Below are 15,569 nucleotides of genomic sequence, written 5' to 3'. Positions count from 1 at the left end.
GGCTACAACCTAGAAAGTTGTGAAGGATCTATAAGCATCGCAGGCAAGCCACCACTGATGTGCAACCGAATTAAAACGGGATCAGCCGCCGATGATCTTCATGATCGTGGCACCGCCGGAAAACGCCACTTCCTGCTTGTCAGCCAAGGCTTTCATCAACAAGCCCTGCAACGCCGGCAATGCCTGGTGACGAGGTTGATCGAGCAAGTCACCGACATAATGGCGATTGCTGGACGACAGGCACCCATGCAGCCAACCGGTGGAGGACAATCGCAACCGCGAACAGGTGCGGCAGAAGGGTACGCTCTCGTTGGCGATCACGCCGAAGAAGCCCTTGCCCGGCACTTCATAACGTACCGCTGTCGCATCGACGGGCGCGTTGGCTTGCAGGTATTCATGTTGCTCGCCGATCAAGCTGAGCAGCTGTTGCAAGCTGACGAACTGTTGCAGGAATGCGTTGGAGTCTTTAGCCAGGTGGCCCATGCGCATCAGTTCGATAAAGCGCAGCTCGTAACCACGCTGCAGGCAGTAATCGAGCAGCGGCATCACCTGGTCCAGGTTCTGGCCGCGCAAAGGCACCATGTTGACCTTGATCTTGATCCCGGCAGCACTGGCCTGATCCATGCCATCGAGCACCGTGGCCAGGTCGCCGCCACGGGCGATGCTGCGGAAAGCGTCGGCATCCAGAGTGTCGAGGGAGACATTGATGCGCCGAATGCCGGCAGCCACCAGCAACGGCAGTTTGCGCGCCAGCAGTTGGCCGTTGGTGGTCAGGCTGATGTCGCTCAGGCCCATCTGCCCTACCGCGCCCATGAAGGCTTCCAGCTTGGGGCTGACCAGCGGCTCACCGCCAGTAATGCGCAAGCGCTCGATACCCGCCGCTTCGATCAGGTAAGCCACGCCCCGGGCCATGGCTTGGGCCGACAGTTCATCCTGGGCAGCCACCAGCCGCTTGCCGTCGGGCACGCAATAGGTACACGCATAGTTGCAGGCTGAAGTCAGGCTGATCCGCAAATTGCGAAAACGCCTGCCTTGACGATCAACGATCATGGATCACTCCGGCAGAGGATAATTCGGGCGCGCTAAAAGCTGACTCATAACTCAGCTTTTAGCAAGGTCCTTGCCTGAGTATATTCCTGGGTTACTGCGCCTGGCAGCAAATCATTGCGCCATCACTGTGGCGAATAACTTACGTGGCAGGGGTTTCGCCGCTCTTCTCGGCGCCCGGCAGTTCCGGGCTGTGCTTGCGCTTGTTGCCCATGCGCACGCCGATGTCCATCAGGAATTGGAAGAAACCTTCCTGATCTTCCAGCACATTGCTCCAGAATGGCGAGTGGTACAGCGCCACAGCGCCATGCACCAGGGCCCAGGCGGCGCAGTAGTGGAAATACGGAGGCACGTCTTCAAGCTTGCCTTCGCTGATACGGCCCTTGATCAGCAGGGTCAGTCGTTCGAAGTTCGAGGCGCGGATCTTGTGCAGTTCCTCGACCATCTCCGGCACTTGGTGACCTTTGACCACCTTCTCTTCCAGGCGGTCGAACAGGCGATAGCGCTGCGGGTCACGCATGCGGAACTCGAAGTAAGCGCGGGACAGGGCCTCCTTGTCTTTGTCGACATCGGCCGAGTGCAGCAACTCGTTCAAATCGCGCTCGTAGTCGAGCATCAGGCGCAGGTAGATTTCGGCCTTGGACTTGAAGTGTTTGTAGATCGTGCCTTTGCCGATACCCACGGCATCCGCAATCATCTCGACGGTGACGCTGTCTTCACCTTGTTCGAGGAACAGCTTGAGCGCGGTGTCGAGAATTTCCTGCTCACGGCGGCGAAACTCACGGACCTTACGGGGTTCTTTGTGCATGAGGAAGAGTCTGCAAAGGTCGGAAATAGGGAGGGTTGCGCAGCACCATGGATACGTGGCGATACGATTTACCCGATGCGAGGGATTATCCCGACTGAACGGTCGTTGGGCAATGTCTATGTGAACCCGCCAGGCACATAACTTTCAATGCGCCAACGATTTCGTGGTTATCAGTCAGAAATAATACGCAACATCTGAACCCGCCCATCAGCGCAATGAGAACTCAAGCGAAGGCGGCGTATTCCAAATCTGTTTAAAAAACGATCAATCACGACTGGACTGAATGGGATAGTGGTCAATACTTCAACTGTCGGCGCGACATCTCCCCCAAGTGACGCGTCGACCTGGGTACCGACGGACTGCGTGCCCTTGTTTTACTCCTAATGGTCTTAGCCCGGATTCACCCCCCAGAACCCGGGTTTTTTTTGCCTGCGATTCGGCCGCTTTAACCTGCTACGTGAGCCAGCGGGAACAGGCGCTTGAAGTTTTCAGTGGTCTGCTCGGCAAAGCGCTCGTAAGGCTCACCGCGCAGCATCGCCAGGTAATCAGCCACGTCACGTACATATTCGGGCAGGTTCGGTTTGCCGCGATGGGGGATGGGTGCCAGGTACGGCGAGTCGGTTTCCACCAACAGGCGGTCGGCAGGCACCTGGCGGGCCACATCGCGCAGCGCGTCGGCATTGCGGAAGGTGACGATGCCCGACAGGGAAATATAGAACCCCAGGTCCAGGGCCGCCTTGGCCATGTCCCAGTCTTCGGTAAAGCAATGAAGCACGCCAGCCTGCGGCAACGCGGCTTCACGCAGCAAGGCCAGGGTATCGGCACGGGCGCCTCGGGTATGGACAATCACCGGCTTGCGCGTCTGCTGGGCGGCTTGCAGGTGCAGGCGGAACGAGGCCTGTTGCAACTCGGCAGCTTCAGGCTCGTAGTGGTAGTCCAGGCCGGTTTCGCCAATAGCCACGACCCGCGGGTGGTTGAGTTCACCCAGTAACCAATCGAGCGCCGGGGCTTCGCCAGGCTTGAGGTCAAGCGGGTGAATGCCCACCGAGCAATCGACGTCGGCGTAGCGATCAGCCAGGGCTTTGACGTCGGCGGCGTTGTCGGCGCTGACGCCAATGCACAGGAAGTGCCCTACCCCACGCTGGCGGGCAGCTTCAAGGGCGGCGTCGAGGGAGCCGCCGTGCTGGGCAAGGTCGAGGCGATCAAGGTGGCAATGGGAATCTACGAGCATAGGAATCAGGGCTTAAGTCACAAAAGAGGTAGGGCCAACGATACACCCGTCGGCCACGGAATTTAACGGCGCCCGAGCAGGCCTACCCACTGCACCAGCAATGCCTCGAGCAACAGCACGCGGTTGAGGTTGGCCTTGCCGAGGACTTTCTGACGCTGGGCGAGGATCCAGTCCTGGATGTTGAGCACTTTGTCCTGGGCACTTTTTTGCGCCAGGTATTGCACGACCTTGCGCATATCCGCCAGGCCCAGGCCGCTCTCATCCTGGGTAAGCTGATAGCGCAGGATCAGGCTGGACCAGTCACAGAACCAGTCGAACAGCAGCAACAGCGGAATGTCCTTCCAGGCGCTTTCGGCCAGTTGCGTGGCGGACAGTTCCTGCTTGAGCAGTTTCTTCACGCCATCCACGACCAGTGCACGCTGTGCGCGCACGCCCTGGGCCTGCAGCTTCACTGCCGCCAAAGGTGAACCGGCCGCCAGGGTCAGCAACTCGCCGCGTTCTTCCGCGCTGCATTCCGGCAAGGCCTGCGCCAGCCATTGCAGGCTCATGGCTTCGCTGGGCAACGGGCAAGCCTGCTGCACGCAACGGCTGCGAATGGTCGGCAACAAGCGGCTGGACTGGTGGCTCACCAGCAACAGCACGGTATCGCCGGACGGTTCTTCAAGACTTTTGAGCAAGGCGTTAGCCGCGTTGATATTCATCGCCTCGACCGGCTCGATCAGTACCACTTTGCGCCCGCCCATCTGCGCGGTCTGCACCACGAAGCTGACCAGGTCGCGCACCTGGTCGACCTTGATGGCCTTATCCGCTTCCTCGGGTTCCAGCACATAGTTGTCCGGGTGACTGCCGGCCTTGAGCAACAGGCAGGACTTGCACTCGCCACACGCCTCCAGGTTGACTGGGCGTTGGCACAACAGGCGGCCCATCAGGCGTTCGGCGAGGTGGCGTTTACCGATGCCCACCGGCCCATGCAGCAGATAGGCGTGGGCGTGCTGGGCGCGCCCTGCCAGTTGCTGCCAGAGTCCGTCCTGCCACGGGTAGGACTCAGCCACGGTTACGCTCCAACAGGGTGGGCAACAGCGCGTCGATCGCCTGTTGCACCTGGCTCAGCGGCTGGGCGGCGTCCAACAGGTAATAACGTGCGGGCTCAGCCTGGGCGCGCTGCAGAAAAGCACTGCGCACCGCATCAAAAAAGGCCAGGCCTTCCAACTCGAAACGGTCCAGGCGGCCCCGCGCACTGGCGCGGGCCATGCCCACTTCCACCGGCAGGTCGAACAACAGGGTCAGGTCGGGGCGCAGATCGCCTTGCACGAAGGTTTCCAGGGTGGCGATGCGCTCCATGGACAAGCCCCGCCCCCCGCCTTGGTAGGCGTAGGTGGAATCCGTGAAACGATCGCAGATCACCACGGCACCCCGCGCCAGGGCTGGGCGAATCACTTCGGCCAAGTGCTGGGCCCGGGCGGCAAACACCAGGAGCAACTCGGTGTCCGCGTTCATCGGCTCGTCACCCGGGGCCAGCAGGACTTCACGGATGCGCTCAGCCAAAGGCGTACCGCCCGGCTCACGGGTCAGCACCACCTCGATGCCCTGCGCACGCAGGCGCTCGGCCAGGTAGTCACGGTTAGTGCTTTTGCCGGCGCCTTCCGGGCCTTCCAGGGTAATAAACAAGCCAGTCACAGGCAGTCCTTAGTCAGAGTCATTGCGAGCTTTGCGGCGCGGTAGTGTCCGGCGCGGGCTCGATCGGTGCGTCGGGGGTGGGTGCATTGCTGGAAGGTGCCGAATCTTCCAGCGGTTTCACCACCGGGGCCGGGCTGGAACGGTAATCGGCACGGCGCTTGAGCTGGAACTCACGCACGGCGGCATTATGCGCATCCAGGTTATCCGAGAAAATATGGCTGCCATCGCCACGGGCGACGAAATACAGGCTGCTGCCCGGCACCGGGTTCAACGCGGCATGGATCGCCTCGCGGCCGACCATCGCGATGGGCGTAGGCGGTAGGCCGGCGACCATGTAGGTGTTGTAGGGGTTGGCTTCCTTGAGGTGGGCCCGGGTCAATTTACCGTTGTAGCGCTCACCCAGGCCGTAGATCACGGTGGGGTCGGTCTGCAGCAGCATACCGATCTTCAGGCGACGCACAAACACACCGGCAATCTGCCCGCGCTCCTGGGGCACACCGGTCTCCTTTTCCACCAGCGACGCCATGATCAGCGCTTGGTAAGGGTCGGTGTAGGGCGCGTCGGCAGCCCGCTTGCTCCACTCCTGGGCGAGTACATCGTCCAGGCGGTTGTAGGCTTTTTTCAGGAATTCGACATCGGTCATGCCGCGAACAAAACGGTAGGTGTCGGGGAAGAACCGCCCCTCAGGAAACACACCTGGGTGGCCGAGCTTATCCATCACTTCGCTGTCCGTCAGGCCCGCCAGGGTCTGCACGATCTTTTCATGCTTGGCCAGGGCGGTGCGCACCTGACGGAAATTCCAGCCCTCCACCAAGGTCAGGCTGTACTGCACCACTTCGCCGCGCTGCCACAGGCCGATCAAACCCTCAGCGGTAAGGCCCGGACTCATGCGGTACTCACCGCTGTGCAGCGGCTGGCCTTCGAGGTTGAAGCGCCAGTACAGGCGCAGCCAAAAGGCATCGTCGAGCACGCCGTCGGCTTCCAGACGATTGAAGGTGCCCGTCGGCGTAGCGCCAGCGGGTACGTCGAGTAACTGCTCCTGAGGCAGCTTCAGGGGCTGCTTGAGGGCAGAGTCGAGTTTCCAGGCCGAAAAGCCCACGAGCAACGCCGCCGAGACCAGGCTGATCTGCAGCAGTAACACCAGTTTTCGTATCAACTCAAATATCCAATAACGCGCGAACAATGCCCTGCAGTTTACGGGTGAGCGGCCCAACCGGCCAGCTCATCGCAGCGCAGCCACGCACCGGCCAAATGCCATATACGCTGTTGCAGACGAAGACTTCATCGGCCTGTTGCAATTGCTCAATACTGATGTCGGCCACGGCCACCGGGACGCCCAGCGCTTGTGCCTGGGCCAGCACTTCGGCGCGCATTACGCCGGCAACGCCACAACGGCTCAGATCAGCGGTTAGTAACAAGCCGTTGCGCACCAGGAAAAGGTTGCTGAATATGCCTTCGATCACCCGACCAGACATGTCCAGCATCAGGCCTTCGGCATGTTCGGTATCTTGCCATTCGGCACGCGCGATCACCTGCTCCAAACGATTGAGGTGCTTGATACCGGCCAGCAGCGGCTGCTGCGCCAAACGCGTGGCACACGCAAACAGGCGCACGCCTTCGACTTCATGAGTGGGTGGGTAAACAGCGGGCGCACTGCCCTGCAAGATGCGGCGCACCGGCGCGCCAGGGTTGATGCCATAACCGCGCAAGCTGTCGCCACGGGTAAGGATCAATTTGAGAATCCCGTCGCCAAGGGCAGTGGCGAAGGTCAGCACTTCGTGGCGAATCAACCCGTGATCCACCACCAATGCCAAACGCCTGCAACCCTCTTCCAGGCGTTGCAGGTGACGGTCGAGCAGCAACGGCTGCCCGGCCTTGACGGCGATGGTCTCGAAGACCCCATCGCCATACGCCAGGCCGCGATCTTTCAGGGGCACGTTGTCCGCTGGCTGACCGTCGACCCAGCTGTGCATCATTCGGCGAACCGGCGAAACACCAGGGAACCGTTGGTGCCACCGAAACCGAACGAGTTGGAAATCGCCACGTCGATCGGCATGGGTTGCGCTTCGTGGGGCACGAAGTTCAGGTCGCAGCCTTCGTCAGGCTCGTCAAGGTTGATGGTCGGCGGAGCGACCTGATCCCTGATTGCCATCACACTGAAGATCGCCTCGACCGCGCCCGCCGCACCCAACAGGTGGCCGGTCATGGACTTGGTGGAGCTGACTGCCAGCTTGTAGGCATGCTCACCGAACACCGACTTGATGGCCTCGGCTTCCGCCAGGTCGCCAGTCGGGGTCGAAGTGCCATGGGCGTTGATGTACTGCACCTGGTCGGGGTTGACCTTCGCATCGCGCAGGGCATTGGTGATGCAACGCGCAGCACCCGCTCCGTCGGACGGCGGTGAGGTCATGTGGTAGGCGTCACCGCTCATGCCAAAACCGATCAGTTCGGCGTAGATGGTGGCGCCACGCGCCTTGGCGTGCTCCAACTCTTCAAGCACCAGCGCACCGGCACCGTCGGACAGCACGAAGCCGTCACGGCCTTTGTCCCACGGACGGCTGGCACGGGTCGGCTCGTCATTGCGGGTCGACAGCGCACGGGACGCGCCGAAGCCGCCCATGCCCAGGCCGCACGCGGCCATTTCGGCGCCACCGGCGATCATCACGTCAGCTTCGTCGTACGCGATGTTGCGTGCCGCCATGCCAATGCAGTGGGTGCCGGTGGTGCACGCCGTGGCGATTGCGTAGTTAGGTCCCTGTGCCCCCAGGTGGATGGACAGGAAGCCGGAAATCATATTGATGATCGAGCCCGGTACGAAGAACGGTGAAATTCGACGTGGGCCAGTCTCATGCAGCGTACGGCTGGTTTCTTCGATATTGGTCAGACCGCCAATACCCGAACCCATGGCCACGCCGATGCGGTCACGGTTGGCGTCGGTGACTTCCAGGCCAGCGTTACGCACCGCCTGAAAACCGGCAGCCAGGCCGTACTGAATGAACAGGTCGAGCTTGCGGGACTCTTTGATCGAGAGATATTCCTCGACATTGAAGCCCTTTACCGAGCCGCCAAAACGGGTGGAATAGGCAGAAAGGTCCGTGTGTTCGATCAGACCAATACCACTGCGGCCAGCCAGAATGCCCTCCCAACTGCTCGGCACATCCGTACCCAGTGGCGACAACATACCCATACCGGTGACTACGACGCGTCTACGCGACACAGCACTCTCCTTTTTCTAATGACGACACTTTTCATCGCCGCTAAAGAAAAAACCGCACGCCGTTACAGCAGTGCGGTTTTTCCCTGACAGCAAGCGACGACTACAAACTATTACGCCTGGTGGCTAGTAACGTAGTCGATGGCAGCTTGAACAGTAGTGATTTTTTCAGCTTCTTCGTCCGGGATTTCGGTCTCGAATTCCTCTTCCAGAGCCATCACCAGCTCAACGGTGTCAAGGGAATCGGCACCCAGGTCTTCTACGAAGGAAGCAGTGTTGACCACTTCTTCTTCCTTAACGCCCAGTTGCTCGGCGACGATTTTCTTGACGCGCTCTTCGATGGTGCTCATACCTTGTTTAACTCCTAATGGACAAATTCAGGCAGCTGGCCAGTGGGTAAGTGTATAGAAAGCCATTTCAGCTTTTCAACTGAAAGCTTCACCCTGTACCCGGTCGGCCACCTGCCTATAAATTAAGTTGCAGCTTTATAACGGATTTTAGACAGCTCGTATGACATTTTTTTGAAGCGATCCGTCACAATTTAACTCATGTACATCCCGCCGTTAACCGGGATTGTAGCCCCAGTCACGTATGCCGCACCGTCAGATGCCAGGAAAGTGACCACATTCGCGATCTCTTGGGCCTGGCCCAGACGGCCCAGCGGAATCTGCGTCAGCAAGGCTTCGCGCTGTGCTTCCGGCAGTTCGCGGGTCATATCGGTGTCGATGAACCCAGGGGCCACCGAGTTGACCGTAATCGACCGCGAGCCGACTTCACGCGCCAGTGCGCGGCTGAAACCTTCCAGGCCGGCCTTGGCAGAGGCATAGTTTACTTGGCCTGCGTTGCCCATGGCACCCACTACGGAGCCAATATTGATAATTCGACCCCAACGCGCCTTGGTCATGCCGCGCAAAACGCCCTTGGACAGGCGAAACAGACTGTTCAGGTTGGTATCGACCACGTCGTACCACTCGTCGTCTTTCATGCGCATCATCAGGTTGTCACGGGTGATCCCGGCGTTATTCACCAGGATAGCCGGCGCACCGAACTGAGCAGTGATCTGGGCCAGTACGGCAGCCACGGACTCATCGTTGGTCACATTCAGTTCAAGACCGGTGCCTTGCACGCCGTTTTCCTTCAAGGTCGCGGCGATACGTTCGGCGCCCGAGGCGGAGGTGGCGGTGCCGATCACAACGGCGCCCTGACGGCCCAGCTCCAGGGCGATGGCCTGGCCAATGCCACGGCTTGCGCCGGTAACCAGTGCAACTTTACCTTGCAGACTCATGCAGGCTTCTCCTAAGTACGGGATTCAGGCCAGTGCCGCGCGAGCGGCAGCGAAGGCTTCAGGGGTATTGAGGTTGGCGGTCGACACACCGTCGGCGCAGCGCTTGTTCAAGCCGGCCAGGACTTTGCCCGGGCCGCACTCGACCAGTTCGGTGGCACCGTTGGCGGCCAGGGTCTGGACCGATTCAACCCAGCGCACCGGCTTGTACAGTTGCTCCAGCAGGTCGCGCTTGAGGGTGTCGAGGTCGCCGGCCACGGCCGCGCTGACGTTCTGCACCAGCGGGATCTGCGGCGCCTGCCAGTTGATGGCCGCGATAGACTCGGCAAAACGCTCGGCAGCCGGGCGCATCAGTTCGCAGTGGGACGGTACGCTCACCGGCAATGGCAACGCTCGCTTGGCGCCACGGGCCTTGCAACCTTCGATGGCACGCTCGACAGCTGCCTTGGCGCCGGCGATCACCACCTGACCTGGGGAGTTGAAGTTCACCGCGCTGACCACTTCGCCTTGCGCCGCTTCAGCGCAGGCCTCGATCACCACCGCGTCGTCCAGGCCCAGAATAGCGGCCATGCCGCCCTGCCCGGCCGGAACGGCTTCTTGCATCAGTTGACCACGACGCTCGACCAGCTTGACCGCTTCAGCCAAGGTCAGGCTGCCCGCAGCCACCAGGGCGCTGTACTCGCCCAGGCTGTGACCCGCGACGAATGCAGGGCGGGCGCCGCCTTCTGCCAGCCACAAGCGCCACAGGGCGATCGAGGCGGCCAGGATGGCCGGCTGGGTTTTATCGGTTTGGTTGAGCAGCGCTTCCGGCCCTTGCTGGGTCAGTGCCCACAGGTCGTAACCCAGGGCGTCGGAAGCTTCCTTGAAGGTGTCCAGGATCAGCGGAAATTGCGCGCCCAGCTCGGCCAACATGCCGAGGGACTGCGAACCCTGCCCTGGAAAGACGAATGCGAGGGATGTAGACATGTAACAAGCCCCTAATGATCTGGTCGTCAAAAATGCTCGCGCCTACGGTGGGAGCGAACGAAACTGACAGATTGGATGGTCAATTGAACTGGCCGGTCACATTTAAGCACTCCCGGGCCAATTCGCCTAAGGCAACAGATCCTCAAGACGGCCGTGCAAGCGTTGCGGCAGGTTCTCTTGAATCTCGATCAGGGCCCGCGCAATTGCACTTTGAAAGCCCAGCACACCGGCCGAACCGTGGCTTTTCACCACAATACCCTGCAAGCCAAGAAAGCTTGCACCGTTGTGCCGTGCCGGCGCCAAGTCGGCCTGCAGGCGTCGCATCAGGGGCAGCGCGAGGGCACCCACCATACGTGACGCCAGGTTGTGCTTGAATAAAGCTTCAATACGCGTGGCAATCATAGTTGCCAGGCCTTCGCTGGACTTGAGCAGGATATTACCGACAAAGCCGTCGCACACCACCACGTCAGCTTCGCCGCGGTACAAACCATCACCCTCGACAAAGCCGATGTAGTTCAAACCCCGCGCGCCTTGCAACAAGGTGGCGGCAAGCTTGACCTGCTGGTTGCCCTTGATGTCCTCGGTACCGATATTCAGCAGGGCCACCCTGGGTCGGGCTACGCCGAGCGCCTCGGCGGCCACCGAACCCATTATGGCGAACTGCAACAGGTGCTCGGCGCTGCAATCGACATTGGCGCCCAGATCCAGCAGTTGGCAATAGCCCTTCTGCGTCGGGATCGCCGCCACCATGGCCGGCCGATCAATACCCGGCAAGGTTTTGAGCACATGCCGCGACAAGGCCATCAACGCGCCCGTGTTGCCGGCACTGACGCAGGCTTGCACCTTGCCATCACGCAACAACTCAAGGGCCACCCGCATTGAAGAATCGGGTTTGCCACGCAGGGCAACCGCCGGCTTTTCATCCATGCCAATGGTTTCGCTGGCTGGCGTAATCGTCAGGCGCGCGCGATCCACCGCCGGATGGCTGGCAATCAGTTCTTCAAGTAGGGAGGGTTGACCGACGAGGGTCAGGTGCAGCGAGGGCGTGGCAGACAGGCTGGCAATGCAGGCCTGAACAATGCTGCGGGGACCGAAGTCCCCGCCCATTGCGTCAATCGCGATGACTTGAGCAGACAAGTGATTACTCGTCAGCGCCCTTGTCGATCACTTTACGGCCACGGTATACGCCTTCTGGCGATACGTGGTGACGCAGGTGAACTTCACCAGTGGTCTTTTCCACAGACAGGGTGCTAGCCTCGAGAGCGTCGTGCGAACGGCGCATGTCACGGGCGGAGCGGGATTTTTTGTTCTGCTGAACAGCCATAATTGATTAACTCCTAAACGTTTGGGTCACGCTTTAACTGCGCCAATACACTGAACGGGTTGGACCGCGTTACCTCGTCCTCGCTCGGCTCGGCCTCGTCATCGAGACCCTCCGGCTGCTGGCATTCTTCCGGATGATGAGCAGGCACAATGGGCAAGGCGAGCAAAAGCTCCTCCTCGATCAGTGCATGCAGATCCAATGGATCTTCGCCCAGTTCCAGCACGTCATAACCTTTCGGCAACGACTGGGTATTCGCACCCTCTTTCACCACAGCATAACTGCATTCGCTGTGGATCGGCAGGGTGACCAGCTCAAGACAACGCTGGCAAACCATTTTGACTTCGGTGTCGATAACGCTGTGGATTACCACAGATTTACGTTCATCTCGTTCAAAAACGAATTTCGCCTGCACCGTACCGACAGTGTCGGAAAGCGGGTCGCAGAGTCTCTCCAAATCGGCCAGCAGCACTTCACCTTGAAGGGTGGTGCCACGATCAGCCAATTTGCGCGGGTCAACGTGAGGTGGAATCGGGTCATTCAACATAGGCGCAGCATTATAGGGATGCACCCGGCCATGTCAAAGGAAATTCAGCCCTGTGCGTCAGCCGGTCACGTCGCTAGAATCGGCGACTGCCTTGAGGAGACGTATATGCTGCCTTTATTACTCGCGTCCAGCTCGGTCTATCGCCGGGAATTACTGAGCCGCCTGCACCTGCCATTCACCTGCAGCTCGCCGGATATCGACGAAAGCCACCGCCCGGATGAGTCCGCCATCGAACTGGTCAAGCGCCTGGCCGAGCAAAAAGCCCGTGCCCTCGCCGCCAGCCATCCGGGCCATTTAATCATTGGCTCGGATCAGGTCGCTGCACTGCAAGGCCGAATCATCGGCAAGCCCCACACCTTCGAAAACGCCCGCGAGCAACTGCTGGCCGCCAGCGGCAAGCGCGTGAGCTTCCTTACTGGCCTGGCACTGCTCAACAGCGAGACTGGGCACTGCCAGGTGGACTGCGTGCCGTTCACAGTACACATGCGCGAACTGGATGCAGAACGTATTGAGCGCTACCTGCGGATCGAGCAGCCTTATGACTGTGCGGGCAGCTTCAAGGCAGAGGGACTGGGTGTGAGCTTATTCCAGAGCACGGACGGGCCGGATGCGACCAGCCTTATAGGACTGCCACTGATTCGGCTGGTGGACATGCTGCTGACCGAAGGCGTGAAAATCCCTTAAGAACACTGCAAAACCAAATGTGGGAGCGGGCTTGCTCGCGAAAGCGGAGTGTCAGCCAATACAAGTGCGACTGATCCAGCGCCTTCGCGAGCAAGCCCGCTCCCACATTTTGAGCTATGTCAGCCTTCAGGTTTCAGCGCAGGGACGGCCCCTGGAAGCCCATATACAGAGCTAGCTTCTCCGCCACACTGGCACCGAGCTTCTTGGAGAAGCGATCAAACGGCGATTCCTCAACCGTAAAATCCACCAACTCCTTCTCACCCACCACATCCCGCGCCACCGAACTGGCACTGCCCAGGCCATCGATCAGGCCCAGCGGCAACGCCTGTTCACCCGACCAGACCAGGCCGGAGAACAGCTCTGGATGGTCTTTATCCTTCAGACGATCCCCACGGCCCTGCTTGACGCTGGCGATGAACTGACGATGAGTAGTGTCGAGAACGCCCTGCCAGAACGCGGTTTCATCCGCCTTCTGCGGCTGGAAAGGATCGAGGAACGACTTGTGCTCACCCGAGGTGTAGGTGCGACGCTCTATCCCCAGCTTCTCCATAGCACCGACAAAACCGTAACCGGCCGCGGTCACACCAATAGAACCCACCAGGCTGGCCTTGTCGGCATAGATCTGGTCTGCGGCACTGGCAATGTAATAGGCGCCCGAGGCACCCAGGTCGGAGATCACGGCATAGAGCTTGGTATCCGGATGCAAGGCGCGCAGACGACGAATCTCGTCATACACATAGCCCGACTGCACCGGGCTGCCGCCTGGGCTGTTGATACGCAGGACCACGCCTTTGACCTTGGGGTCCTCAAAGGCCGCGCGCAGGCTGGTGACGATATTGTCGGCACTGGCGGGCTCCTTGTCGGCAATCACGCCGCGCACCTCGATCAAGGCGGTGTAATGACTGCCGCGGGTGGCGCTCTTTTCCATGTCCATCAGCGGGCTGAACAGCGCCAGCATCCCAAGCAGGTACACAAAGGTCAGCAGCTTGAAGAAAATCCCCCAGCGCCGCGAACGCCGCTGTTCCTGGACGCTGGCCAGGAGGGTCTTTTCCAGCAGCTTCCAGCTTTTATCATCACTGCTCTCGGCCTTTTCAGGCGCTTTCCACTCGTCACTCATGCCATCAACCCCAGCAAAGACTTATCGGGCCCGGCTGAGCCAGGCCTGCAGTTCGGAAAAATGATCAATCGTCAGTTTCGGTTCGTATTGCTGCAATGCCTCGGCAGACTGGGCGCCGTAGCTGACGGCGACGCTGTCCATGCCCGCATTGCGCGCCATCATCAGGTCGAAAGACGCATCGCCCACCATCAATGCCTCACGTGGCTTTACGCCACAGTGTGCAAGGATCTGCTCCAGCATCAACGGGTGGGGCTTGCTGGCGGTTTCATCCGCAGCGCGGGTGATATCAAAGTAATCTTCCCAGCCGTGGGCCTTGAGCACACGGTCCAGGCCGCGACGAGCCTTGCCGGTGGCGACAGCCAGGTGATACCCCAGGGCACGAAACGCTTCCAGCGATTGCACCACGCCTTCAAACAGCGGCGAAGGCGTAGCTTCCAGCGCGATGTAGTGGTCGGCGTAGTGCTCGCGAAACGCTACCAGCTCGGCGTCGCTGATGTCGGGGTACAGGGTGCGAATGGCTTCAGGCAAGCCCAGGCCGATAATGCCCTTGACTGCCAGGTCCGTGCACAACTCATAGCCCGAGCGGGTCGAGGCCATGTGCATGGACTCGACGATGCGGCCAATGGAATTGGCCAGCGTCCCGTCCCAATCGAAGATCAGCAGCTTGTAGTCAAGGTGCGACACTCAAACGCTCCACGGTCTTGGCCCACATTTCATCGACCGGCGCCTGCAGTTTCAGCTCGCCGCCATCGGGCAGCGGCACGGTGAGCATGTAGGCGTGCAGGAAAAGCCGCTTACCGCCCAGATCGCGAATTTCCTTGGAGAAATCCTCGTCGCCGTACTTGGTGTCACCGGCGATGCAGTGACCTGCATGCAGGGTGTGCACCCGAATCTGGTGGGTGCGCCCGGTCACCGGCTTGGCCTCGACCATGGTGGCAAAGTCCCCGAAGCGGCGCAGCACCTTGAACAGGGTCAGGGCTTCTTTGCCCTCCTCATCCACTTCGACCATGCGCTCGCCGGAGCGCAGGTTGCTCTTTTGCAACGGCGCACGCACGCTCTTGATCGAGCTGGCCCAGTTGCCGCGCACCAGCGCCATGTAGCGTTTGTCCACGCCATCGCCACGCAGGGCGGTGTGCAGATGGCGCAACATGCTGCGCTTCTTGGCGATCATCAGCAGGCCAGACGTGTCGCGGTCCAGGCGATGAACCAACTCCAGCTCCTTGCAATCGGGGCGCAACTGACGAAAGGCTTCGATCACGCCGAAGTTCAAGCCACTGCCACCGTGAACCGCAATGCCACAGGGCTTGTTGATCACGATCAGCTTGTTGTCTTCGAACACAATCGACGCTTCCAGGCGCTGCAAGAGGCCTTGGGCCAGCGGTACCGGCTCGTCGCGCTCAGGCACGCGCACGGGCGGCACACGGACGATATCGCCCGCCTGCAGCTTGTATTCAGGCTTGATGCGCCCCTTGTTCACGCGCACTTCGCCTTTACGCAAGATGCGGTAAATCAAGGTCTTGGGCACGCCTTTGAGCCTGGCCAGGAGAAAATTGTCGATGCGTTGGCCGGCATATTCCGGCGAGACCTCAAGCAGCTGGACGCTGGGGGTCGGGGGGGCGGTAGTCGTCATGGCGGCGATGATAACAATTTTTTATGGAATTGAAGCACTTAATCA

Annotated in this window: 18 protein-coding genes; 1 reads left to right on the top strand and 17 read right to left on the bottom strand. The window is 60.3% G+C overall.

All coding sequences use genetic code 11. The features are described from left to right. Positions 1-81 precede the first annotated feature (81 nt). The 14 genes from GIW04_RS17620 to GIW04_RS17555 all read right to left on the bottom strand — a co-directional run bounded on the left by GIW04_RS17620 (position 82) and on the right by GIW04_RS17555 (position 12,093). Positions 82-1,050 carry a GTP 3',8-cyclase MoaA gene (locus tag GIW04_RS17620; protein ID WP_003189288.1) on the bottom strand — a complete coding sequence of 323 codons (969 nt, stop codon included), beginning with the start codon at positions 1,048-1,050 and terminating at the stop codon, positions 82-84. A 139-nt stretch (positions 1,051-1,189) separates the two neighbouring features. Continuing rightward, positions 1,190-1,855, bottom strand: a complete 666-nt coding sequence (locus GIW04_RS17615; protein ID WP_003189287.1) for a TetR/AcrR family transcriptional regulator — start codon at positions 1,853-1,855, stop codon at positions 1,190-1,192. A 445-nt stretch (positions 1,856-2,300) separates the two neighbouring features. Further along, positions 2,301-3,086, bottom strand: a complete 786-nt coding sequence (locus GIW04_RS17610) for a TatD family hydrolase (protein WP_003189285.1) — start codon at positions 3,084-3,086, stop codon at positions 2,301-2,303. Positions 3,087-3,148: 62 nt separating this feature from the next. Next, entirely contained in the window at positions 3,149-4,138 is a 990-nt protein-coding gene (locus tag GIW04_RS17605; RefSeq protein ID WP_120247616.1) for a DNA polymerase III subunit delta', read from the bottom strand. Continuing rightward, on the bottom strand, positions 4,131-4,763 hold the full coding sequence (tmk, locus tag GIW04_RS17600) for a dTMP kinase (protein ID WP_003189281.1): 633 nt from the start codon (positions 4,761-4,763) through the stop codon (positions 4,131-4,133). Before tmk ends, GIW04_RS17605 begins: the two co-directional genes overlap by 8 nt. Before the next feature lie 19 nt (positions 4,764-4,782). Continuing rightward, positions 4,783-5,919 (bottom strand): endolytic transglycosylase MltG, encoded by a 1,137-nt coding sequence (gene mltG, locus GIW04_RS17595; RefSeq protein ID WP_120247615.1) that lies wholly within the window; start codon positions 5,917-5,919, stop codon positions 4,783-4,785. A 1-nt stretch (position 5,920) separates the two neighbouring features. Next, positions 5,921-6,736, bottom strand: a complete 816-nt coding sequence (gene pabC, locus GIW04_RS17590) for an aminodeoxychorismate lyase (RefSeq protein ID WP_034134970.1) — start codon at positions 6,734-6,736, stop codon at positions 5,921-5,923. Next, complete coding sequence (gene fabF / locus GIW04_RS17585) at positions 6,736-7,980, bottom strand: beta-ketoacyl-ACP synthase II (RefSeq protein WP_003189277.1); 1,245 nt, start codon at positions 7,978-7,980, stop codon at positions 6,736-6,738. The genes pabC and fabF overlap by 1 nt, the downstream gene beginning before the upstream one ends. Before the next feature lie 110 nt (positions 7,981-8,090). Beyond that, positions 8,091-8,327 (bottom strand): acyl carrier protein, encoded by a 237-nt coding sequence (gene acpP, locus GIW04_RS17580; RefSeq protein WP_003175607.1) that lies wholly within the window; start codon positions 8,325-8,327, stop codon positions 8,091-8,093. Between the two features lie 191 nt (positions 8,328-8,518). Further along, complete coding sequence (gene fabG, locus GIW04_RS17575; RefSeq protein ID WP_120247614.1) at positions 8,519-9,262, bottom strand: 3-oxoacyl-ACP reductase FabG; 744 nt, start codon at positions 9,260-9,262, stop codon at positions 8,519-8,521. Between the two features lie 24 nt (positions 9,263-9,286). Continuing rightward, the gene (gene fabD / locus GIW04_RS17570; RefSeq protein WP_120247613.1) at positions 9,287-10,225 is read right to left on the bottom strand and encodes an ACP S-malonyltransferase; all 939 of its coding nucleotides are present in this window, start codon (positions 10,223-10,225) and stop codon (positions 9,287-9,289) included. 126 nt (positions 10,226-10,351) lie between these two features. Beyond that, positions 10,352-11,362: a phosphate acyltransferase PlsX gene (gene plsX, locus GIW04_RS17565; protein WP_120247612.1), complete on the bottom strand. Its 1,011-nt coding sequence runs from the start codon at positions 11,360-11,362 to the stop codon at positions 10,352-10,354. 4 nt (positions 11,363-11,366) lie between these two features. Beyond that, a complete protein-coding gene (rpmF, locus tag GIW04_RS17560; RefSeq protein WP_003179396.1) occupies positions 11,367-11,549 on the bottom strand; it encodes a 50S ribosomal protein L32 in 183 nt (60 codons plus the stop codon). Positions 11,550-11,562: 13 nt separating this feature from the next. Beyond that, complete coding sequence (locus tag GIW04_RS17555) at positions 11,563-12,093, bottom strand: YceD family protein (protein WP_003175611.1); 531 nt, start codon at positions 12,091-12,093, stop codon at positions 11,563-11,565. 105 nt (positions 12,094-12,198) lie between these two features. Between GIW04_RS17555 and GIW04_RS17550 the strand changes: the two genes are divergently transcribed. Next, positions 12,199-12,777 (top strand): Maf family protein, encoded by a 579-nt coding sequence (locus GIW04_RS17550; RefSeq protein ID WP_003189269.1) that lies wholly within the window; start codon positions 12,199-12,201, stop codon positions 12,775-12,777. Positions 12,778-12,910: 133 nt separating this feature from the next. Here GIW04_RS17550 and GIW04_RS17545 read toward each other — a convergent pair whose 3' ends face one another. The 3 genes from GIW04_RS17545 to rluC are packed head-to-tail and all read right to left on the bottom strand — an operon-like array spanning position 12,911 to position 15,524. Continuing rightward, positions 12,911-13,894, bottom strand: a complete 984-nt coding sequence (locus tag GIW04_RS17545; protein WP_003189267.1) for a S49 family peptidase — start codon at positions 13,892-13,894, stop codon at positions 12,911-12,913. 21 nt (positions 13,895-13,915) lie between these two features. Further along, entirely contained in the window at positions 13,916-14,578 is a 663-nt protein-coding gene (locus tag GIW04_RS17540) for an HAD-IA family hydrolase (RefSeq protein ID WP_003189266.1), read from the bottom strand. Then, entirely contained in the window at positions 14,565-15,524 is a 960-nt protein-coding gene (gene rluC, locus GIW04_RS17535) for a 23S rRNA pseudouridine(955/2504/2580) synthase RluC (protein WP_003189264.1), read from the bottom strand. The genes GIW04_RS17540 and rluC overlap by 14 nt, the downstream gene beginning before the upstream one ends. Positions 15,525-15,569: the final 45 nt, after the last annotated feature.

It is taken from the genome of Pseudomonas sp. PA-4-8C, from assembly GCF_021606625.1.
GTDB lineage: Bacteria > Pseudomonadota > Gammaproteobacteria > Pseudomonadales > Pseudomonadaceae > Aquipseudomonas > Aquipseudomonas lactis.
The sequence above is the reverse complement of the archived record's forward strand: the minus strand, read 5'-3'. Positions and strand labels throughout refer to the sequence as shown.